This window comes from Serratia sp. JSRIV002, assembly GCF_019968725.1.
Classification (GTDB): Bacteria; Pseudomonadota; Gammaproteobacteria; order Enterobacterales; family Enterobacteriaceae; genus Chania; species Chania fonticola_B.
The window spans coordinates 5,697,735-5,717,514 of the sequence record NZ_CP074143.1 but is presented as its reverse complement, the minus strand read 5'-3'; the positions used below and the strand labels follow the sequence as shown (position 1 = coordinate 5,717,514).

16 protein-coding genes are annotated in these 19,780 nt (G+C 53.6%); 10 read left to right on the top strand and 6 right to left on the bottom strand.

Annotated elements, in window-relative coordinates; translation table 11 throughout:
* The first annotated feature begins 354 nt into the window (after positions 1-354).
* Together fetA and fetB are read left to right on the top strand one after the other, a co-directional pair.
* Positions 355-1,032 carry an iron ABC transporter ATP-binding protein FetA gene (fetA, locus tag KGP26_RS26800; protein ID WP_021181766.1) on the top strand — a complete coding sequence of 226 codons (678 nt, stop codon included), beginning with the start codon at positions 355-357 and terminating at the stop codon, positions 1,030-1,032.
* Positions 1,019-1,792, top strand: a complete 774-nt coding sequence (gene fetB / locus KGP26_RS26795; RefSeq protein WP_021807413.1) for an iron export ABC transporter permease subunit FetB — start codon at positions 1,019-1,021, stop codon at positions 1,790-1,792. The genes fetA and fetB overlap by 14 nt, the downstream gene beginning before the upstream one ends.
* 66 nt (positions 1,793-1,858) lie before the next feature.
* Here the strand turns inward: fetB and KGP26_RS26790 are convergent, their stop codons facing one another.
* Together KGP26_RS26790 and KGP26_RS26785 are read right to left on the bottom strand one after the other, a co-directional pair.
* On the bottom strand, positions 1,859-2,695 hold the full coding sequence (locus tag KGP26_RS26790; RefSeq protein WP_094982410.1) for a TIM barrel protein: 837 nt from the start codon (positions 2,693-2,695) through the stop codon (positions 1,859-1,861).
* Positions 2,696-2,722: 27 nt separating this feature from the next.
* Positions 2,723-4,159 (bottom strand): sugar porter family MFS transporter, encoded by a 1,437-nt coding sequence (locus tag KGP26_RS26785; protein ID WP_071681409.1) that lies wholly within the window; start codon positions 4,157-4,159, stop codon positions 2,723-2,725.
* Positions 4,160-4,719: 560 nt separating this feature from the next.
* On the opposite strand from KGP26_RS26785, the gene KGP26_RS26780 reads away from it, so the two are divergent.
* Positions 4,720-6,225: a CoA-acylating methylmalonate-semialdehyde dehydrogenase gene (locus tag KGP26_RS26780; RefSeq protein ID WP_024482786.1), complete on the top strand. Its 1,506-nt coding sequence runs from the start codon at positions 4,720-4,722 to the stop codon at positions 6,223-6,225.
* A 110-nt stretch (positions 6,226-6,335) separates the two neighbouring features.
* Positions 6,336-7,145 carry a 5-deoxy-glucuronate isomerase gene (gene iolB, locus KGP26_RS26775; protein WP_021807417.1) on the top strand — a complete coding sequence of 270 codons (810 nt, stop codon included), beginning with the start codon at positions 6,336-6,338 and terminating at the stop codon, positions 7,143-7,145.
* 46 nt (positions 7,146-7,191) lie between these two features.
* Here the strand turns inward: iolB and KGP26_RS26770 are convergent, their stop codons facing one another.
* Together KGP26_RS26770 and iolC are read right to left on the bottom strand one after the other, a co-directional pair.
* Complete coding sequence (locus tag KGP26_RS26770) at positions 7,192-8,028, bottom strand: MurR/RpiR family transcriptional regulator (protein ID WP_021807418.1); 837 nt, start codon at positions 8,026-8,028, stop codon at positions 7,192-7,194.
* A gap of 207 nt (positions 8,029-8,235) precedes the next feature.
* Complete coding sequence (gene iolC, locus KGP26_RS26765) at positions 8,236-10,176, bottom strand: 5-dehydro-2-deoxygluconokinase (RefSeq protein ID WP_094982408.1); 1,941 nt, start codon at positions 10,174-10,176, stop codon at positions 8,236-8,238.
* A 594-nt stretch (positions 10,177-10,770) separates the two neighbouring features.
* Between iolC and iolD the strand changes: the two genes are divergently transcribed.
* The 3 genes from iolD to iolE all read left to right on the top strand — a co-directional run bounded on the left by iolD (position 10,771) and on the right by iolE (position 14,796).
* Positions 10,771-12,711, top strand: a complete 1,941-nt coding sequence (gene iolD / locus KGP26_RS26760; protein WP_223664783.1) for a 3D-(3,5/4)-trihydroxycyclohexane-1,2-dione acylhydrolase (decyclizing) — start codon at positions 10,771-10,773, stop codon at positions 12,709-12,711.
* 113 nt (positions 12,712-12,824) lie between these two features.
* The gene (locus tag KGP26_RS26755; RefSeq protein ID WP_021807421.1) at positions 12,825-13,838 is read left to right on the top strand and encodes a Gfo/Idh/MocA family protein; all 1,014 of its coding nucleotides are present in this window, start codon (positions 12,825-12,827) and stop codon (positions 13,836-13,838) included.
* 61 nt (positions 13,839-13,899) lie between these two features.
* On the top strand, positions 13,900-14,796 hold the full coding sequence (gene iolE / locus KGP26_RS26750) for a myo-inosose-2 dehydratase (protein ID WP_223664782.1): 897 nt from the start codon (positions 13,900-13,902) through the stop codon (positions 14,794-14,796).
* Between the two features lie 72 nt (positions 14,797-14,868).
* On the opposite strand, the gene KGP26_RS26745 is transcribed toward iolE, so the two are convergent.
* On the bottom strand, positions 14,869-15,366 hold the full coding sequence (locus tag KGP26_RS26745; RefSeq protein ID WP_021807423.1) for a GNAT family N-acetyltransferase: 498 nt from the start codon (positions 15,364-15,366) through the stop codon (positions 14,869-14,871).
* Positions 15,367-15,753: 387 nt separating this feature from the next.
* Here KGP26_RS26745 and KGP26_RS26740 point away from each other — a divergent pair, with 387 nt between their 5' ends.
* Both KGP26_RS26740 and gntR read left to right on the top strand, forming a co-directional pair.
* The gene (locus KGP26_RS26740) at positions 15,754-16,449 is read left to right on the top strand and encodes a pirin family protein (RefSeq protein WP_021807425.1); all 696 of its coding nucleotides are present in this window, start codon (positions 15,754-15,756) and stop codon (positions 16,447-16,449) included.
* 135 nt (positions 16,450-16,584) lie between these two features.
* The gene (gene gntR / locus KGP26_RS26735) at positions 16,585-17,580 is read left to right on the top strand and encodes a gluconate operon transcriptional repressor GntR (protein ID WP_071681484.1); all 996 of its coding nucleotides are present in this window, start codon (positions 16,585-16,587) and stop codon (positions 17,578-17,580) included.
* A 36-nt stretch (positions 17,581-17,616) separates the two neighbouring features.
* On the opposite strand, the gene KGP26_RS26730 is transcribed toward gntR, so the two are convergent.
* Positions 17,617-18,123 carry a gluconokinase gene (locus KGP26_RS26730; RefSeq protein WP_094982405.1) on the bottom strand — a complete coding sequence of 169 codons (507 nt, stop codon included), beginning with the start codon at positions 18,121-18,123 and terminating at the stop codon, positions 17,617-17,619.
* A gap of 305 nt (positions 18,124-18,428) precedes the next feature.
* Between KGP26_RS26730 and gntT the strand changes: the two genes are divergently transcribed.
* Positions 18,429-19,745 (top strand): gluconate transporter, encoded by a 1,317-nt coding sequence (gene gntT, locus KGP26_RS26725; protein WP_021807428.1) that lies wholly within the window; start codon positions 18,429-18,431, stop codon positions 19,743-19,745.
* Positions 19,746-19,780 lie beyond the last annotated feature (35 nt).

Genomic DNA, 19,780 nt, shown 5'->3' with positions numbered 1-19,780 from the left:
TAATTCTATTTCCGCAGAAAGTATTATTAATTGCTTTTACACGTATACCTATTGTCGTGCCGTTGGGGGCGAATGGGGCTAAACTACTACATTATTAACACGGCCAGCCGTACATGCGTAGTATTAATAATGTGCCAAGAGTGACCTCGACTCCTTTCGGCTCAGTAACATTTTCTTCAGCTTGGTTCTATACTGCATCAACCGCTCTCCACATGCGCTGAGCTGGCCGGTTTGCAGAGCGATTAACAACTTGCCTGAATTTTTTTACTGGCAGAAAATACCCTCATGGATTTCAGCTGGCAGCCAGCAGTTCGCCGCTGAAAGAGGAGAGTCGCGCAACAAGCCGGAGTGAGCATGAAGGGCAGTAATGAATTACTGGTATTGGAAGGCATCCATTATCAAATTGACGAGCAGGTTATTCTGGATGCCGTTTCTTTCACCCTGAAGTCGGGCGAATTTAAGTTGATCACCGGGCCTTCGGGGTGTGGCAAGAGTACTTTGTTGAAGATCGTTTCCTCATTGCTTAGCCCAACTCGTGGCAACATCATTTTCAACGGTAAAAATATTGATGACGTTGCCCCAGAAGAGTACCGCAAGCAGGTTTCTTACTGCTTCCAAACGCCAGCCCTGTTTGGTGACACCGTCTACGATAACCTCGCGTTACCCTATCAAATTCGTAAACTGAAACCCGATGAGAAGAAAATCCGCCAGGATCTGACACTGTTGGCCTTGCCGGATAGCATGTTGAAAAAAGGTATCAACGAGCTCTCCGGCGGTGAGAAACAACGTATTTCCTTGATCAGAAATCTGCAATTTATGCCAAAGGTACTGCTGCTTGATGAGATCACCAGTGCTCTGGATGAAGATAACAAACGTAACGTCAATGAGTTGATCCGCCGCCTGGTGGCCGAGCAAGGTCTAGGGGTACTATGGGTTACACACGATAAGGATGAAATTGCGCATGCGGACGAGGTGATCACCCTGCCGCTGAGCCGCATCGATAGCCAGGAGAAAGCTCATGAGTCAGCATAATATCACCAACGAATCATTAGGCTTGTCGATGCTCCTGGTGATTGTCGCCATTCTGATCAGCCACAAAGAGAAGCTGGCACTGGAAAAAGACATTATCTGGAGCATTTGCCGTGCGGTGGTACAGTTGGTTATCGTCGGCTACGTTTTAAAATATATCTTTGATTTGGATAATGGACTATTAACGGTGTTGATGGTGCTGTTTATCTGCTTCAATGCAGCATATAACGCGAAAAAGCGCAGTAAGTATATCGATAACGCGTTTACCATTTCGTTTATTGCCATTACTGCAGGGGCGACGTTGACGCTGGTAGTGCTGGTACTGAGCGGCTCGATTGCCTTTACGCCAATGCAGGTGATCCCCATTTCCGGCATGATTGCTGGCAACGCGATGGTGGCGGTGGGTCTGTGCTACAACAACCTTGGGCAACGTTTTAAAGACCAACAGCAGAAGATCCAGGAAATGCTCAGCCTGGGAGCATCCCCCAAATTCGCTTCTGCGGCTCTGATCCGTGACAGTATTCGTGCATCGCTGATCCCGACGATAGACTCCGCTAAAACGGTTGGTCTGGTAAGCCTGCCAGGAATGATGTCCGGTTTGATCTTTGCTGGTATCGATCCGGTAAAAGCCATCAAGTATCAGATTATGGTGACATTTATGCTGCTTTCTACCGCTAGCCTGTCAACCATCATCGCCTGCTATCTGGCTTATAGGAAGTTCTACAACCAGCGTGAGCAACTGGTGGTTCATACGCTCAAATAGGCACTTCTCGCCCTACGCAGTATGTGTAAAGCGAGGCTCTCTGTAGCCTACGGGCAGCTTGTGCGTTTATCCTTGCAGCAATGCAATACTGTGGCGGATCTCGCGTTCGATATCGCCCTCTGTCCAGGTGTTTAGCTGTGACGAGAACGGCTCGAAGGCATAGATCCCCCGGTAGCCCAAACGTTCCAGGTTCTGTACCTGGGCTACGCTTGCCAACCGATCTTTATCGCTCAGCATAATGCGTTGTTCATCGCTTAATGCGCCTTTGACGAGCGGATCCTCAACGCCAGAGAGATGCACCAAACCAATCTGCTCAACCCGGATCTGAGCGTCAAACTCTGGTTGTGCAACGTTGCTAAGATAGTGGTGGAACGTATCCAGCACTATCTTATAGGGGGCGCCAGAATCACGAATGATTGCCTGTGCCAGCAAGGAAGAGCGCAGTGAACTTATGCCAAACCCCAATGGTTCCACGTAGCCCTCAACGCCGTACTGTTTGAACAGCGGAGCGAGTAGCCGTAGTGCAGCCAGCGTATCTTCCCTCTTTTGTGATTCACTGCGCCGGTCGCTCGCGTTGCAATGTGGGCACATCACCACCGCCTTGCTATGGATGGCTTTTGCCTGAACCAGCAACGCTTCAGCGTTTTTCAGCAATGCAGCTTGATCTTCCAGCAGGTTGAACATTCCCAGCGCGTTGATGGTGACGATCTCAATGCCGAACTCTTCGGCCAGCGCGTTTAACTGCTCGTTGCTCAGGTTGTCGGACACTTTGCCACCCGACATATCGTTGCGCAGTTCGACCTTGTTTAACCCACATCTTTTCACCAGGCGGAAGAAGTTCTCCAGAGTGAGGTTGGGGGCTATCTTACGGTTGATACAAAAACGTGCTAACGCAATGGCCATGTTGCATCACTCCTGGATTTGTGGGCTTTAGGCTTTGCCATCTTCTGCCGTGACGATTTCAGATAGCGGTTGGCGATAGCGTTTTGCCATCACGACGTCTTCCATTCTTTCCAGTGAAACGCCCTTGGTTTCTGGAATAAAGCGGGCAATAAACCAATAGCTGAACAGGCAGCAGGCGGCAAACACCCACATTGGGAACGCCCCGTGGAAGGTGGAGAACAGATAAGGTTGGTCATTGATCATCGGGAAGCTCTGGGCCACGACGAAGTTGGCCAGCCACATACAGCCAACGGCAATGCTCATCCCCTGTGAACGCATGCGGTTGGGGAAGATTTCGGAAACCAGCACCCAGGCACCCACGCCCCATGACATGGCGTAGAACACCATAAAGAACAGCATGCCAAACAGCGCAAAGTAGCCAGTTGCCTGGGTATACAAGGCATAAGAGGTGATCAGCAGACCAACGATGGTGCCCAGGGTGCCCCAGCGCATCAGTGGAATACGGCCTAAGCGATCCATCAGCATCGCGCCGATCACCGAGCCGACCAGTTGCAATACGCCGATCCAGATGGTCTGGAACAGGGCTTCTTGCGCGTTTTCGGTCACGGTTTTCAGCACCACCGGGGCGTAATACATCATGACGTTAACCCCCGTCACCTGTTGCAGCATGGCGATCATACAGCCGACAAACAGAATGAAGCGTACGCGCACGTCGCCATAATTCAGCTTTTGCTTGCGGTGCTGCTCGTCCTGGCGAAGCGACTCCTTGATTTCTCTCAAAACGCTTTTAGCATGCTCAGCATTTGAAACTCGGGTCAGCATGGCTAAAGCCTGATCGTCGCGGCCTACCATTACGCTCCAGCGTGGTGATTCGGGGATGACAAAGACCAAGGCGGTGAACAGCAGGCAGGGGATCACCTCTGAGCCAATCATCCAGCGCCAGCCCATCTCAATCAGCCAGGCTTCGCTGGCATAGCTGGCAATCTTGAAGTTAACGTAAAAAATCACGATCTGACCGAACACGATGGCGAACTGCTGCATGCTGAGCGCCCGGCCCCGCATATCCTTCGGTGAGACTTCTGACATGTACATGGGGGATACCGTTGCGGCCAGCCCGACAGCCAAACCCCCGATGATGCGATAGATAACAAACCAGGTGAAGGTGGTGGCCAGAGCGGCACCGACGGCAGAGACGGTAAACAGGAAGGCGGCTATCACCAGGGCCTTTTTACGGCCATAGCGCCCGGCCAGCGGCCCAGCACCGAAAGCACCGACCACGCAGCCGATCACCACGTTGGACACGGCCCAGCCGGTTTCTGCCGGGCTGAGATCAAAGTAGGCTTTAAGGGCTTCGATCGCACCAGAAATCACGGCGGTGTCATAACCAAACAGAATGCCGCCGAGTGCTGCAATCCCGCAGATACGCAGAATATACCCAGTATTGTGTTTACGCTGATGTGACATATGTTGCTCCGATTTTTATCCAGGCTTCTGCCTACTTAAGTTACTTGTAGGGGGTAGGGAGGCAGAAGGGTGAACCGTGCCTGTCATCAAGGCGGTGTTTTTCAGGGGGCCTTTGGCAGACAAGAACATTTATTTCATATTTAGTGAATAATGAAATATTGATTTTTAGATCCAGTTCAAAAAATTGAGCATAAATAGGGCAAATGTTCTGCCCGATTTGCATAGCAGATTGGAAAATTGACTCCTCCAGGCGGGCAAGTGTATCTGTTTAAAAAATAGAGATTACTGTGTAAGGCCACGCAGCTGGCGGATCGCGGATAGCATCGTTTGCCACCACCCGCTCTGCCTACGGGAATGGCAAATTTGCGATCGGCGGCACTAAAAACAAATTTTCTAAAAACTTTTATTTGAAACTTTTTTTTCAATAGAATAGAGTTTGATTCATCTGGTCAGGATTTAATCTGCCTGTGGGCCGTACTCTTGCAGACGGCACGATGAACGTCACGGTATGCGGCAATGCTTCAGGTCGTGGCGATAGCGGACTTAAAAGAGGGTGAAACATGAAAACCGTGGGTAACTTTATTGGTGGGCAGGTTTGCCTGAGCAGCAGTAATCAAACCGTCGACGTGCACAATCCGGCTAGTGGCCAGGTTGAACGCCGGGTGACGCAGAGCACCGCCGCCGAGGTGAAACAGGCTATTGATGTCGCCCATCAGGCATTTACCGACTGGGCGCGTACCACGCCGCTGCGCCGGGCGCGTATCATGTTCAATTTCAAAGCATTGCTAGAGCAGCACCGCGAAGAGTTGGCGCAACTGATCGTCAGTGAACATGGCAAAGTCTATTCCGATGCGCTGGGGGAGTTGACCCGTGGCATGGAGGTGGTGGAGTTTGCCTGCGGTATTCCGCACCTGATCAAAGGGGAATACTCACCGGATGTCGGCACCGGCGTGGACAGTTTCTCGTTGATGCAGCCACTGGGTGTTGTGGCCGGGATCACGCCGTTTAACTTCCCGGCTATGGTGCCGATGTGGATGTTCCCTATCGCGCTGGCCTGTGGTAATACCTTCGTCTTGAAGCCTCCGGCGTTGGTGCCTTCGGCCTCCGTGCGCCTGGCAGAACTGCTGAAAGAGGCGGGTCTGCCGGATGGGGTATTCAACGTCGTGCATTGTGGCAATGAAGAGGCCTCGCAGCTGTGCACCGATCCACGCATTCAGGCGGTGAGCTTCGTTGGCTCATCTACGGTTGCAGAGCATATTTACACCACCGCCAGTGCGCATGGCAAGCGTGTACAAGCCTTTGGGGCCGCCAAAAATCAGGCTATCGTCATGCCGGATGCGGATCTGGATGCCACGGTCAATGCGCTGATGGGAGGGGCATTTGGCTCGGCCGGTGAACGTTGCATGGCGCTGCCGGTGGCCGTCGTGGTTGGTGATAGCACCGCGGATAAACTGATTGCCAAACTCAAACCGCTGATCGCCCAACTGCGGGTTGGCCCCGGCATGCAGCAAGGCGGCGAGGAAAATGAAATGGGGCCGTTGGTCTCATCCGCCCATCAGAAAAAAGTGCTGGGGTACATTGATATTGGCGTTAAAGAGGGCGCAACGCTGGTGGTCGATGGCCGCGATTATCAGGTGCCGGGTTATCCAGAGGGTTACTACGTGGGCGGCACCCTGTTCGACAACGTACAACCTGATATGCGCATCTATCGCGAAGAGATCTTTGGGCCGGTGTTGGGCATTGTGCGTGTGGCCGATTACCAAACGGCCATCGATACGGTGAACAGCCACGAGTTTGGTAACGGCAGCGCCATTTTCACCAATAACGGCCACTATGCTCGCCAGTTTGTGCATGAGGTTCAGGCGGGGATGGTGGGGGTTAACGTGCCGGTACCGGTGCCGATGGCTTTCCACAGCTTTGGCGGCTGGAAACGTTCAGTATTCGGTGCGCTTAACGTACATGGCACTGACGGCGTGCGATTCTATACCCGCATGAAGACGGCCACCGCACGTTGGCCAACCGGCCAGCAAACGGTATCCGAATACAGTATGCCAACGCTGGGCTAAACCGCAGCCAGGTATGCCGAGGCCGTTATTCCATCGGGATAGCGGCCGTTGTCGCTGGTATCAATGCATTGCAGCCACACTCACAAGCACGGGATTTAAGGAGCATTGTCATGTCATCATTACTTGCGAAATGTCAGCAACCGGATGCGCAGGGGCGTATTCAGTCCGTCACCCCGGAAAATGCCGGCTGGCGTTTTGTCGGGTTTGAGGTCTATCGGTTAGCGGCCGGGCAGTCGTTGCGGTTGGAGAGTGGCGACAAGGAGCTTTGCCTGGTGCTGGTGGCGGGAATTGCCTCTGTGGTAACGCAACGAGCGGAGTATCCACACATTGGTAAGCGGATGAGCCCGTTTGAGCGCACTCCACCTTACTCCGTTTATGTACCGCATCACGACCATGCTGAAGTCCGGGCAGAAACCGATCTGGAATTGGCGGTATGCAGCGCACCGGGTAACGGACATCTGCCTTCACGCTTGATCACCCCGGCAGACGTCGGCGTGGAGCGCCGGGGTAAAGGCCGTAACCAACGGCTGGTACACAATATTCTGCCTGATAGCCAACCGGCTGACAGCCTGCTGGTGGTTGAGGTTTATACCGACGAAGGCAATACCAGCTCCTACCCAAGCCATAAGCACGACCAGGAAAACTCGCCGGACGAAACCTACCTGGAAGAAACCTATTACCACCGTCTTAACCCTGAACAAGGGTTCTGCCTGCAACGTGTCTATACCGACGATCGTTCGCTGGATGAGTGTATGCCGGTCTATAACCGCGATGTGGTGAAAGTGCCGCGCGGTTACCATCCGGTGGCAACCCTGGCCGGATATGACAATTACTATCTCAATGTGATGGCGGGGCCGGTACGCCTGTGGAAGTTCACCTGGGAAAAAGATCACGCCTGGATCAACAGCGAGAGCTATTGATACTGACAAGGTAGGGGCCGCCGCACACTGCGGCCCTTTTCGAATATTACAGCTCTTTGGCGTTATTCAGTGCCAATGATACCGCCAGCGTCTGTGCCAGACACATGGAGGCCACCTGCGAGCGGAAACCATCTACCTGCGCTTCGCGCACTACAAAACAGACATCGCTGAAGGCGGCAAGCGGGCTGACCTGGCTGTCGGTAATGGCGATCAGCTGTGCGCCCTGCTTGGCACCCAACTCCACCAGTTCTACCGCTTCTTTGGCATAAGGCGAATAGCTTATGGCGATCACCACGTCCTTGGGCTTCACCATGCTGAGCTGTTCGGTAAACATCCCGCCTAACCCGTCGATCAGGAAGGCGCGCCTTTCCAGGTGGCGCAGGGCATAGGTGAGATATGAAGCTACGCTGAACGAGCGGCGCAGGCCGATCACATAGATATTTTCCGCGCTATTCAGCAGCTCTACCGCCCGATCCAACTGCTCGGCACTGGTTTGCATCGCCAACTGTTGTAGCGCCTGCGAGTTGACCATCGTAAACACGTTAAGGATTTCTGCCGGCTTTTCCGGGGCAACGCTGTCGTCGGTAGAGGTTTGGCGGAACAGGCGTGCGCGCTCGGTATAGTTCACCGTTTCTTCCATCAGATGCTGGCGGAAAACCTGCTTCATTTCGTTGAAGCCGCTAAAGCCAAAGGCATTGGCGAAACGGATCAGGGTAGATGGCGGCACGCTGGCCTGTGCGGCGATGGAGGCAACGGTATCGAAAGCAATGCTGTTACTGTTATCCAGAATGTATCGTGCTACCTGTTTCAAGCGCTTGCTCAGCGTTTCATAACGGCGGCGGATCTCGTCCTGTAACAGCGAAAGTTGAGTTGGGTTAGTCATCCATTCGGCTCGCAGTATTGGCTGAGGCGTATTGGGTATACGCTGAAGATATTGTCCGGTTATTCTAACAGATGGAGTGGACATTTCATTTCTACAAAAAGCGATTTATTTCGTCGCCAGTTGCGTTACTTCACAGAAAATGGGCAAAAAAATCCCCTTAAAGCAGCGAAAATCACTTTAAGGGGCAGGTTCATTAACAACGCCAGCTTAACTCCGGCTGGTTTTACTCGCAGGCTGCGGGCGATATTGCCGCCAGAAACCGATCAGCGTCAGGTATTTCTGTTTCACCTGTTCGACCAGCCCGAGGTCATCGATCTCACCTTGTAGCCAAAGGCGTGAAGAAGTGCCAAAAATGGTGCGGCCAACCGCGAAACCTTTTACCCAGTGGGCATCTGCGGCTGCGGCGAACCCGGCTTTCAGCGTTTCCTGTGGGGAGTCTAGCCCGAGGATCAGCACCCCGCGGCAGAATGGGTCGTGAGTTTCAATCAATTCCCCCACTTTTTGCCAGTTGGCGGCACTCAGCGGCGGCAATTTCCACCAGTCTGGCAGAACGCCCAACCGGTAGAAATGTTCCATCACCTGCAGATAGTTGCGCTCGTCTTTGTCGGCATGACCTTCTGGCAAAATGACTTCCAGCAACAGCTCATGGCCCGATTTGCAGCAGCCACGATACACGTCAACGATCAGCTCATCCTGCTCACGGCGCAGCGTTTCGGCATCCTGTGGATGATAAAATACCAGGCATTTGACCACGTGCTCTTGGGGCCAGTCGATCAGCTGCGAGCCAATGTTGCCGTGCTCCAACCGCAAAGGGCGGGAGCTCGGCAACTCCACCGGGCGGCCAATCCACCAGCCTTGGCCAGTAATGGCATTCAACGCCGCCTGGCCGTAGGTAGTATCTGCCAGAATACCGCTGTTGCCGTGTAACCCCGCTTCGGCAGCTGCAGCCTGTGCAGCGGCCAACAATAACGTTTTTAACTGTGGGATCCGCTCTGTACTCACTCCTGCCTCTCGCGCCATTTCTGCCAACTGCTTGCGATGATCAAAGGCAAATACGCACAGTTCCGGCCACTGCTGTTTACGTGTGGTAACGCGGTGTAAATGGTTCAGACGGGCATCCAGATCCGGGCGTTTCACCTCTTGTTCGCGTTGCAGGTAATCGTCCAGCTCCAGCTTGGTCGGCATCGCGGGGGCGCAGCCGTGGCGTGACACTACCAGCGCACCGCAGGCATTGGCGTAACGGCAAGCCTGATCCCAACCCTCATCATTAAGATAGCCACGTAGCAGGCCAGACATAAAGGCATCACCCGCGCCGAGCACGTTCAAAACGTCAACGCGAACGCCAGAATGCAGTTTGACTTGCTGCCAATCTGTGGGGATATCCCCTTCAAATACCGAGCACCCCTGCGCCCCTCGCTTGCACACCAACGTGGCCTGGGTGACCTTACGGACGTTTTGCAGCGCGACCAGCGTATCGGTGCTGCCGCCAGCGATATGGAACTCTTCTTCAGTCCCCACGATGAGATTGAAATGGTGCAGAACTTCCTGCAACTCGCGGGTCACCTTTTCCGATTCGATAAAGCGGGTCTCGCCATCGCCTAACGAGGTCAACCCCCACAGCACTGGCCGATAATCGATATCCAACGCGGTACGCAGCCCGTGGCGGTGGGCGTATTCCAACGCTTGAAGTACCGCTGCGCGCGTTTTGGGATGGGAAAGGTGGGTGCCGGTGATCGCCAGGGCCCGTGATGATGCGATGTAGTTTTCATCGATATCCTCGGGTGTCAGCGCCATGTCGGCACAGTTTTCGCGGTAGAAAATCAGTGGGAAGGTTTCCTGATCCTTGATGCCCAGGATCACCAGGCCAGTCAGGCGCTGCTTATCGGTGATCAGACTCTGCGTGTCCGCGCCGACGCGCTGGAGTTCTTCACGCAGAAAGCGCCCCATGTGCTCATCCCCTACGCGAGCCAGCATGCCGGATTTTAACCCTTGGATCGCGGTGCCATAGGCCACGTTGCCGGAGGAGCCGCCAAGATATTTGGCGAATGAGCTGGCATCTTCCAGGCGTGCGCCGATTTGTTGAGCATAGAAATCGACAGCGATGCGCCCGAGGCAAATGACATCAAGCTGCTTTTGTTGTGTGGCCATACCCGTTTCCTTCTGTCATTAAGCAAAACCGATTGCGACCCGGTAAAGGAGCTAAGTAGGAAGCATGGTTCGAAGTATGAGGAATAAAAATTTCAATTTCAATACTAAATGAAATTTACACCCCGTAAACGTGATGCATTTAAAAGCAGCCTATAACGGACGGCCTGCCGATCTGGCATATTATTATTGATATAACAGTACATTGCGGAAATTTCCTGCACAAGCGAGCGCCATCTTGATGGTTGCTGGTTCGATCGGCGAGTGGGCGCATCGATCGAAAGAGAGTGATGATGAATTTATACTTAATCAATTGAATTATATAAATAACTTAAGCTTGGGTGGTTTTTTTAATATGCGATCTTTATCGCAAAATGAAATGTTTTTTCTGTATTGATATTTTATGAAAAATATATTTGTTTATAATCAATGCACGTTTCAAACCGCTTATTGCATGAGCAGTGTGTAACAACCCAGACAAGATTATCACTGCTTTTGTGTAACGAAGTCAGCGCTACGCCACCGGCTACACCTGTCTGCTCGCACACCACCATCTGCAGCAGGCTCGGGATAACGCCAAATGAAAGGGTGAGTAAAATGGGTAAGATCAAGTTGACCATGGCACAGGCGTTGGTCAGATTTCTCGACAACCAGTACCTGCTGGTAGACGGTGTCGAAACCAAATTCGTCAAGGGTATCTTCGCCATTTTCGGCCACGGTAACGTACTCGGCCTGGGGCAGGCTCTGGAGCAAGACTGTGGCGATCTGCTGGTGCATCAGGGGCGCAATGAACAGGGAATGGCGCATGCCGCTACCGGGTTTGCCAAGCAGAAGCTGCGCCAGCAGATCTACGCTTGCACTTCTTCCATCGGCCCCGGCGCAGCCAATATGATTACCGCTGCGGCCACTGCCACGGCTAACCGCATTCCTTTACTGCTGCTACCGGGCGATGTGTACGCCTCTCGCCAGCCCGATCCGGTATTGCAACAGATCGAACAATCCTACGATTTAAGCATCAGTACCAACGACGCATTTCGCGCTGTCAGTAAATATTGGGATCGCATTGTGCGCCCGGAACAGCTGATGAGCGCCTGCATTAATGCCATGCGCGTGCTGACCGATCCGGTAGAAACTGGTGCCGTCACGCTTTGCCTGCCGCAGGACGTTCAGGGCGAAGCCTACGATTACCCAGACTATTTCTTCCACAAACGGCTGCATCGCCTTGAGCGCCGTCCGGCCAGCCAAGAATCTCTGGCAGAGGCTTTGGCGTTGGTGGTGGGTAAATGCAAGCCGTTGATAATCTGCGGTGGCGGGGTGAAGTATTCGCAGGCTGGGCAGGCGTTGCAGCAGTTTGCTGAACGCTTCCATATTCCGTTTGCCGAAACTCAGGCTGGTAAAGGTACGGTGCTTTCCGCTCATCCTTATAACGTGGGGGGCATCGGTGAAACCGGCTGTCTGGCGGCCAACACGCTGGCGAAGCAGGCAGACCTGGTGATCGGCATCGGCACCCGTTACAGCGATTTCACCACCTCGTCCAAATGGCTATTCCAAAATCCGGAAGTGGAATTCCTTAACATCAACGTCAGCGCGTTTGATGCTGGAAAGCTGGACGGTCTGCAAGTCTTGGCAGATGCCCGTGCGGCTCTGGCCTCTCTCAGCCCGCTGTTGGCTCAGGCGGATTATCGTGCTGATTGGCAAGACACTATCAGCAAGGCGCTTGGCGAACAGCAGAAAGAGACCGAGCGTGTCTATCAAGTGACCTATACCGGCGAAGGCTTTGTGCCGGAAGTCGACGACAGCCTCGATCGTGAACAGGTGTTTGCCGAGTTTATCGAAAAAACCGGCTCCGTATTAACCCAAAGCCGAGTGCTGGGGGTGCTGAATGAGCATTTACCGCAGGACAGCGTCATCGTTGCCGCCGCTGGCAGTTTGCCGGGCGATTTGCAGCGAGTGTGGCAAAACCGGGGTGAGCACGGCTATCACGTGGAATACGGCTACTCCTGTATGGGCTATGAGGTTAACGCCGCGTTAGGCGTCAAGCTTGCGGAGCCGCAGCGCGAAGTTTACGCCATGGTGGGGGATGGGGCGTTCATGATGCTGCATTCTGAGCTGGTCACCTCGATCCAGGAAGGCTGCAAAATCAACGTGGTGCTGTTCGACAACATGACCAACGGCTGTATCAACAACCTGCAGATAGGGCACGGCATGGGGAGCTACACCACCGAGTTCCGCTTCCGTAATCCGCAAGGCAACAAACTGGATGGCAAGCTCGTTCCGGTTAACTTTGCCATGTTGGCGGCGGCCTATGGTTGCAAAACCTACAGCATTACTACAGAACAACAGCTGATCGATGCGCTGGCAGATGCCCGTAAGCAACAGGTTTCCACCCTGATCGATATCAAAGTGCTGCCAAAAACCATGGTCCACAACTATCTCAGTTGGTGGCGCGTGGGGGGGGCCCAGGTGGCTGAAAGTGAAAAAATTATTGCCGTCGCCCGCAGGCTGCAAGAGAACATCGATAAAGCCCGCGACTACTGATAACGCAATGCCTTGGCAATCGTAGGTGCGGTGGAGCATGCCGCGCCGACATAAATAATCAGCTCGACTTCAGACCTTGCGTCTGCCGTTTACAGTCCACGAGGATAACGAAAATGACATTGAACATTGGGGTTATTGGTACCGGTGCTATTGGTAGGGATCATATCCGCCGTTGCAGCCAGGTGTTGCAGGGCAGCCGCGTGGTTGCGGTGAATGACATCAATCGAGACAGTGCGGCCAAGGTGGTCAGCGAACTGAAACTGGACGCCAAGGTTTATGACAATGCCCACGATCTGATCAACTCCTCAGACGTCCAGGCGGTGCTGGTTACATCATGGGGGCCGAGCCATGAAGAGTTTGTGCTGGCCGCCATTGCTGTGGGTAAACCCGTGTTTTGCGAGAAACCGCTGGCGGTCACGGCACAGGGTTGCAAAAACATCGTGGATGCCGAAGCCAGGCATGGCAAACGCCTGGTACAGGTGGGCTTTATGCGCCCTTACGATCAGGGCTACCGGGCGCTGAAACAGGTACTAACCAGCGGCCAGATCGGCGAACCGCTGATGCTGCATTGTGCCCACCGTAATCCAAGGGTCGGTGAAGCCTACACCACGGATATGGCCATTACCGATACGCTCATTCACGAGTTAGACGTGCTGCGTTGGCTGCTGGACGATGATTACGTCTCGGTGCAGGTGGTGTTCCCACGCAAGAGCAGCAAAGCCCTGCCGCATTTGAGAGACCCGCAGATTGTGCTGATGGAAACGGCCAAGGGCACCCGTATTGACGTCGAAATCTTTGTTAACTGCCAATACGGCTACGACATTCAGTGTGAGGTGGTGGGGGAAACCGGCATTGCCAAGCTACCAGAGCCTTCCGCGGTGCAAATGCGCAGCGGTGCCAAACTGTCCACCGAGATCCTGGTCGACTGGAAAGACCGCTTTATCGGTGCCTATGATGTTGAACTGCAAGCCTTTATCAATGACGTTCAGGCCGGCAAGCTCACCGGGCCTTCTGCTTGGGATGGCTTTGCCGCTGCGGTGGCGGCGGATGCCTGTATCGCCGCGCAGACCAGTGGTGAAGTGGTGCCAGTGACCTTGCCTGCCCGTCCTGGCTTCTATGGTAAATAACTTTCTTGGCCAAGCCGGTGGGAAAGATAGCCGGTAAGTGCCAACATGACTGAGGCTGAAAATGAACAAAGACCACGTAAAGCTGGCAATCGCCCCGATTGGTTGGACGAATGACGATATGCCTGAGTTAGGGGACGAGAACACGTTCCAGCAGTGCGTCAGCGAAATGGCGCTGGCCGGGTTCACCGGCAGCGAAGTGGGCAGCAAATACCCGCGCGATCCCAAGGTGCTGAAGCCGATGCTGGATATCCGCGGGATCCAGATCTGTAATGCCTGGTTCAGCACGTTTTTTGCCGATGGGCTGAAGGAAAAGACTATCGATGAGTTTATTAACCACATGAATTTCCTGCATGCAATGGGGGCCAAAGTGATTGGCTGCTCCGAGCAGAGCAAGAGCATTCAGGGCACCACCAAGGCGGTATTTGAAGAGAAGCCCTATTTTAGCGATGAAGAGTGGCAGCGGGTGGCGCAGGGGTATAACGAGCTGGCGAAAATTGCCGCCGGAAAGGGGATGCAGGTCTGCCTGCACCATCATATGGGCACGGGCATCCAGACCACCGAAGAGATAGACCGCTATATGAGTATGGTGAACGACGATGTTTACCTGCTGTTTGATACCGGGCATGCCTATTACTCCGAAGGCAGCCAACAGGCAATGTTGGCAATCCTGGAGAAATACCTGCCGCGCATCAACCATGTGCACTTGAAAGACGTGCGTGACGAGGTGGTGGCAGAGGTTAAGGCCAAGCGCCTGAGCTTCCTGGACGGGGTGAAAAAAGGCACCTTCACCGTGCCGGGGGATGGCGTGATCGATTTCCGGCCGATATTCAAGCTGTTGGATGAGCGTGGCTATAAGGGATGGATGGTGGTGGAGGCCGAGCAGGATCCGGCGCTGGCCAATCCTTTTGAATACGCTGTGAAAGCACGCCGCTATATTCGCGAAACGACCGGGCTTTAAGTTAGTTGTTGGTTTGCTGAGTCTAACTGGTGGGGCGTTGGTATTAGCGCCCCACCTACAAAGCAGTTCTGATTACGGGGTTTTAAACCGAGCCATATGATAAGCATCCACCAACTCGCCATCGCGCATGGCAAAGCGGCGGCTGGTGCCTTCAATCTCAAAACCGAACTTACGATACAGCGCAATGGCACCCTGATTGTCGGTGAATACCGTGAGCTCAATGCGCTCAATACCGGCCCAGTTGTCGCAGATATCGATCATCGCCTGCATCAGCGCGCTGCCAACGCCTTTGCCGTGGTAACCGGCATCCACGCTGATGCCAATAGTGGCCACATGGCGGCGGCGCACCCGCTGATTGAGTTCCACGAACAGCTGCCCCACCACGCGATCGTCAATGCAGGCCACCATGTTGTAGGTTCCGGGTTGCACGTTAGCAATACGTTGCTGCCACATGGCTTTTGACGGTAGCGGTAGTTGTAGCGTGTCACGGTAAACGGCCGGGTGGGAATATAGCTGGTGCAAGGCTTCAGCATCGTTACTTTCCACGTGACGAACTACAATCTCGCTCATTCTTTCCTCTCTTTGGCGTTTACCGTTTGAATAACCTCCCAAATTATCCGTTTACTCCCCTGAGTCAATATAATTTCCCATTGGTCAAAAAAACGCTTTACAGGTGCGAATGATAATGATTATTATTGTCATGCGTTCAGAGAGAGTATCAACCTTTGATACTGTTTGCTGAAGGCACGACATTGCTCACATTGCTTCCAGTGTTTACTTAGCCAGCTCGGGTGCTGGCTTTTTTTTTGCCCAAATTCAGCGGCTAAACCATCCCACACATCCTTTGCTACGTGCTGGCAAACTCCACCTAATTTTTTGAACAGAGGGGTGAGATTTTTGCGCTTTCATATTCCTCCGTCAGGTCTAGACTGTAGAAAACGTTGAGGAGAGTTGAATATGATTTATTTACGTAAGGCACAAGATCGCGGTCATGCCAATCATGGTTGGCTCGACAGCTGGCACACTTTCTCATTTGCTGACTATTACGATCCCGACTTTATGGGGTTCTCGGCGCTGCGAGTGATCAACGAAGACGTGATTGATGCAGGCCAGGGGTTCGGTACTCATCCCCATAAAGACATGGAAATCCTGACCTACGTGCTGAGCGGCACGGTGGAGCATCAGGACAGCATGGGCAACAAAGAACAGATTAATGCCGGTGAGTTCCAGATCATGAGTGCAGGGACCGGTGTGCGTCACTCTGAGTACAATGCCAATAGCGATCGGCCATTGCATCTCTACCAGATCTGGATTATTCCGGATCAGGTTGGGCTGGAGCCACGTTATGAACAACGGATGTTTGATGCGCCTCAGGGCCGCCAGTTGGTGCTGTCGCCAGACGCCCGTGAAGGTTCGCTGAAGGTGTTCCAGGATATGACGTTGTCTCGCTGGGCGCTGAAGAAAGACGAGCAATCGGTTTATCCAATCCAGGCAGAACGCCGCGTTTGGATCCAGGTGGTGCATGGCAATGTCTCTATCAATGGCCACAAAGCAGGTATTAGCGATGCGTTTGCCATCTGGGATGAGACAGCACTGTCTATCCATGCTGATGAAGACAGCGAGATTTTACTGTTCGATCTGCCGCCGGTGTGATGACAAAGTAATGGCGAGGGCTTGGTGCAATGCCGGGCCCTTTTTTGTGTCTGCTGGCCGGATAACCAACAATATCGGAAAGGCGTTTTATTTGCTAAAATGGCCGCCCATTCACGGTTAGCCAGTTCAGTGATAATGAAGAAAAAACGGCCGGTGCTTCAAGATGTTGCAGATCAGGTTGGCGTCACCAAAATGACGGTGAGCCGCTATTTGCGCAATCCCGATCAGGTTTCTGCCGCTTTACAGCAAAAAATTGCGGTAGCGCTGGACGAACTTGGCTACATTCCCAATCGTGCCCCGGATATCCTTTCCAATGCGACCAGCCGGGCAATTGGCGTGTTGCTACCGTCGCTGACCAACCAGGTATTTGCCGAAGTGTTGCGGGGTATCGAAAGCGTTACCGATGCACACAACTATCAAACCATGCTGGCGCACTACGGCTATCTGCCGGAGCGTGAGGAAGAGCGTCTGACGTCGCTGTTTTCTTATAACATCGATGGATTGATCTTGTCCGAACGCCACCATACCCCACGTACCCTGAAGATGATTGAAGTTGCAGGCATTCCAGTAGTGGAGCTGATGGACTGTGTGTCACCCTGTATCGATCTGGCTGTCGGGTTCAACAACTTTGAAGCGGCCCGCCAAATGACCCAGCAGATCATCGCTCGCGGCCATCGTCATGTGGTGTACTTTGGCGCGCGTCAGGATGAACGCACCATTATCAAACAGCAGGGCTACGAACAGGCCATGCGTGAGTCTGGTCTTGAAGCCTACAGCATCATGACCTCACGTTCTTCTTCCTATTCGGCCGGTGGTGAGATGTTGCGCGAGGCGCAGCGAGATTATCCGCAGGTTGACAGTATCTTTTGTACCAACGATGACTTGGCGATCGGTGCGGCATTCGAGTGCCAGCGCCAGGGGTTATCTATCCCGCAGGATATGGCGATTGCCGGTTTCCACGGCCACGATATCGGCCAGGTGATGGTACCAAAGCTGGCGAGTGTGCTGACGCCGCGTGAGCATATGGGGCAGATCGCCGCTGAGCGCCTGTTGGCACGGCTGCGTGGAGAGGTTGTTTCCCCACGTATGGTGGACGTGGGCTTCACCGTGGCACCCGGTGGCAGCATCTGAACCTGGGCGCAACAGCCAGCGCCCAGCACGGTTAACTTATTGCTTTAGCGCTGCAACACAGCGGCCAACTACGCCTTCAACGTCGGTATCGATATCCACGCAAATCACATCTTTTTCGTCAGCCCCTGGCTCTTCTAATGCCTCAAACTGACTTTTTAGCAGCTCGGTGGGCATAAAATGCCCAGAGCGGGCTTGCAGACGGGTCAGGATCGTCTCGAAGCTGCCTTTTAGATAGATAAACACCATATTGTCATTGTCTTTGCGTAGCAGATCGCGATAGCGGCGCTTTAGTGCCGAGCAGACAATAATCCCGCTCTCGTTCTTGTGATTAAGGCTGTACGCGGCGTCGTTGAGGCGTTGCAGCCAGGGCGCGCGGTCCTCGTCATTCAGCGGCTGGCCGCTGGCCATCTTCTGGATATTGGCGCGTGGATGCAGATCGTCGCCATCGATAAATTTTGCCTTGATTTCCCGTGCTACCGCCGCGCCAATCGTGGATTTGCCGCTGCCGGAGACGCCCATCAGGATGATGCTTTTTCCCGCCATAAGTTTGATCTCTATCTCAGAATGCGAATTTTGCTGGGTTACCTGGTTCCGGATCTTATCATGTTACCGGTATCATGATACGGGTAACAAATGGAGATGTGATTGTCATCACACAGCACAGAACAGGGAACATGCCCGGCGTTTTCATGTCGCCACGTGGCGGGCTGCAATCTGCATCCATTGGCTACCACTGTACTCAGCTGCCTACTTAGACCACCAGGATAGGGTCGTACAATAAAACAAAGCACCTTCTTTCGCTGCCGTTGCGTAAAGAGGCCAAGTGATAAAAGGGTTGGAGAAAAATTATGCCACTAGTGATTGTTGCCATCGGCGTAGCCATGCTACTGCTGCTGATGATCCGCTTTAAGCTGAACGGCTTTATCTCGTTGATTCTGGTCGCTCTGGCGGTTGGTATCATGCAGGGAATGCCGGTAGACAAAGTGATTGGTTCTATCAAGGCCGGCGTGGGCGGAACGCTGGGCGGTCTGGCGCTGATCATGGGCTTTGGTGCCATGCTCGGTAAGCTGCTGGCGGACTGTGGTGGTGCGCAGCGGATTGCGACCACGCTGATCGACAAGTTCGGTAAACAGCATATCCAATGGGCCATCGTGCTGACCGGTTTTACCGTCGGTTTTGCTCTGTTCTACGAAGTGGGCTTCGTGCTGTTGCTGCCTTTGGTGTTTACCATTGCTGCCTCTGCACGTATCCCGCTGCTGTATGTCGGCGTGCCGATGGCTGCGGCGCTGTCCGTTACCCACGGTTTCCTGCCGCCACACCCAGGCCCAACAGCCATTGCTACCATTTTCCATGCGGACATGGGTAAAACCCTGTTGTATGGCACCTTGCTGGCAATCCCAACCGTGATCCTGGCAGGCCCGGTGTATGCCCGCTTCCTGAAAGGTATCGATAAGCCGGTTCCAGTCGGTCTATATAACCCAAAAACCTTTACCGAAGAAGAAATGCCTGGGTTTGGCGTCAGCGTAGCGACTGCACTGGTGCCGGTGATCCTGATGGCGTTGCGTGCCGTGGCGGAAATGGTGTTGCCAAAAGGCCACCCGATCTTGGCTTACGCCGAGTTCTTTGGTGACCCGGTAATGGCAACGCTGATCGCGGTGCTGATCGCCATCTTTACCTTCGGCCTGAACCGTGGCCGCACCATGGACGAAGTGATGGGTACCGTCAGCGACTCCATCAAAATCATTGCCATGATGCTGTTAATTATCGGCGGTGGCGGGGCGTTCAAACAGGTGCTGGTGGACAGCGGCATTGAGCAATACATTGCTGGTATCATGCATGGCAGCAATGTGTCACCGATCCTGATGGCCTGGTCAATTGCCGCAGTGCTGCGTATTGCACTGGGTTCCGCGACCGTAGCGGCAATCACCGCCGGGGGCATTGTGGCTCCGCTGATTGCTACCACCGGGGCTAGCCCGGAGCTGATGGTTATCGCCGTTGGTTCGGGCAGCGTGATTTTCTCTCACGTAAACGATCCAGGCTTCTGGCTGTTCAAGGAGTATTTCAACCTGACCATTATGGAAACCATCAGGTCCTGGTCCGTGTTGGAAACCATCATTTCAGTCTGTGGCCTGATTGGCTGCCTGCTGTTGGCGATGGTGGTTTAAGTCTTAACGGCGGGGCGCAGCAATCTCTGCTGCGC

Excerpts from the sequence above, each read along its gene's own strand:
- KGP26_RS26770 (WP_021807418.1), bottom strand. The coding sequence starts at position 8,028 with ATGACTAACCCAACTCAACTTTCGCTGTTACAGGACGAGATCCGCCGC.
- iolB (WP_021807417.1), top strand. The coding sequence starts at position 6,336 with ATGTCATCATTACTTGCGAAATGTCAGCAACCGGATGCGCAGGGGCGT.
- KGP26_RS26755 (WP_021807421.1), top strand. The coding sequence starts at position 12,825 with ATGACATTGAACATTGGGGTTATTGGTACCGGTGCTATTGGTAGGGAT.
- fetB (WP_021807413.1), top strand. The coding sequence starts at position 1,019 with ATGAGTCAGCATAATATCACCAACGAATCATTAGGCTTGTCGATGCTC.
- KGP26_RS26740 (WP_021807425.1), top strand. The coding sequence starts at position 15,754 with ATGATTTATTTACGTAAGGCACAAGATCGCGGTCATGCCAATCATGGT.
- gntR (WP_071681484.1), top strand. The coding sequence starts at position 16,585 with ATGAAGAAAAAACGGCCGGTGCTTCAAGATGTTGCAGATCAGGTTGGC.
- fetA (WP_021181766.1), top strand. The coding sequence starts at position 355 with ATGAAGGGCAGTAATGAATTACTGGTATTGGAAGGCATCCATTATCAA.
- iolC (WP_094982408.1), bottom strand. The coding sequence starts at position 10,176 with ATGGCCACACAACAAAAGCAGCTTGATGTCATTTGCCTCGGGCGCATC.
- KGP26_RS26785 (WP_071681409.1), bottom strand. The coding sequence starts at position 4,159 with ATGTCACATCAGCGTAAACACAATACTGGGTATATTCTGCGTATCTGC.
- KGP26_RS26745 (WP_021807423.1), bottom strand. The coding sequence starts at position 15,366 with ATGAGCGAGATTGTAGTTCGTCACGTGGAAAGTAACGATGCTGAAGCC.
- iolE (WP_223664782.1), top strand. The coding sequence starts at position 13,900 with ATGAACAAAGACCACGTAAAGCTGGCAATCGCCCCGATTGGTTGGACG.
- iolD (WP_223664783.1), top strand. The coding sequence starts at position 10,771 with ATGGGTAAGATCAAGTTGACCATGGCACAGGCGTTGGTCAGATTTCTC.
- KGP26_RS26790 (WP_094982410.1), bottom strand. The coding sequence starts at position 2,695 with ATGGCCATTGCGTTAGCACGTTTTTGTATCAACCGTAAGATAGCCCCC.
- gntT (WP_021807428.1), top strand. The coding sequence starts at position 18,429 with ATGCCACTAGTGATTGTTGCCATCGGCGTAGCCATGCTACTGCTGCTG.
- KGP26_RS26730 (WP_094982405.1), bottom strand. The coding sequence starts at position 18,123 with ATGGCGGGAAAAAGCATCATCCTGATGGGCGTCTCCGGCAGCGGCAAA.
- KGP26_RS26780 (WP_024482786.1), top strand. The coding sequence starts at position 4,720 with ATGAAAACCGTGGGTAACTTTATTGGTGGGCAGGTTTGCCTGAGCAGC.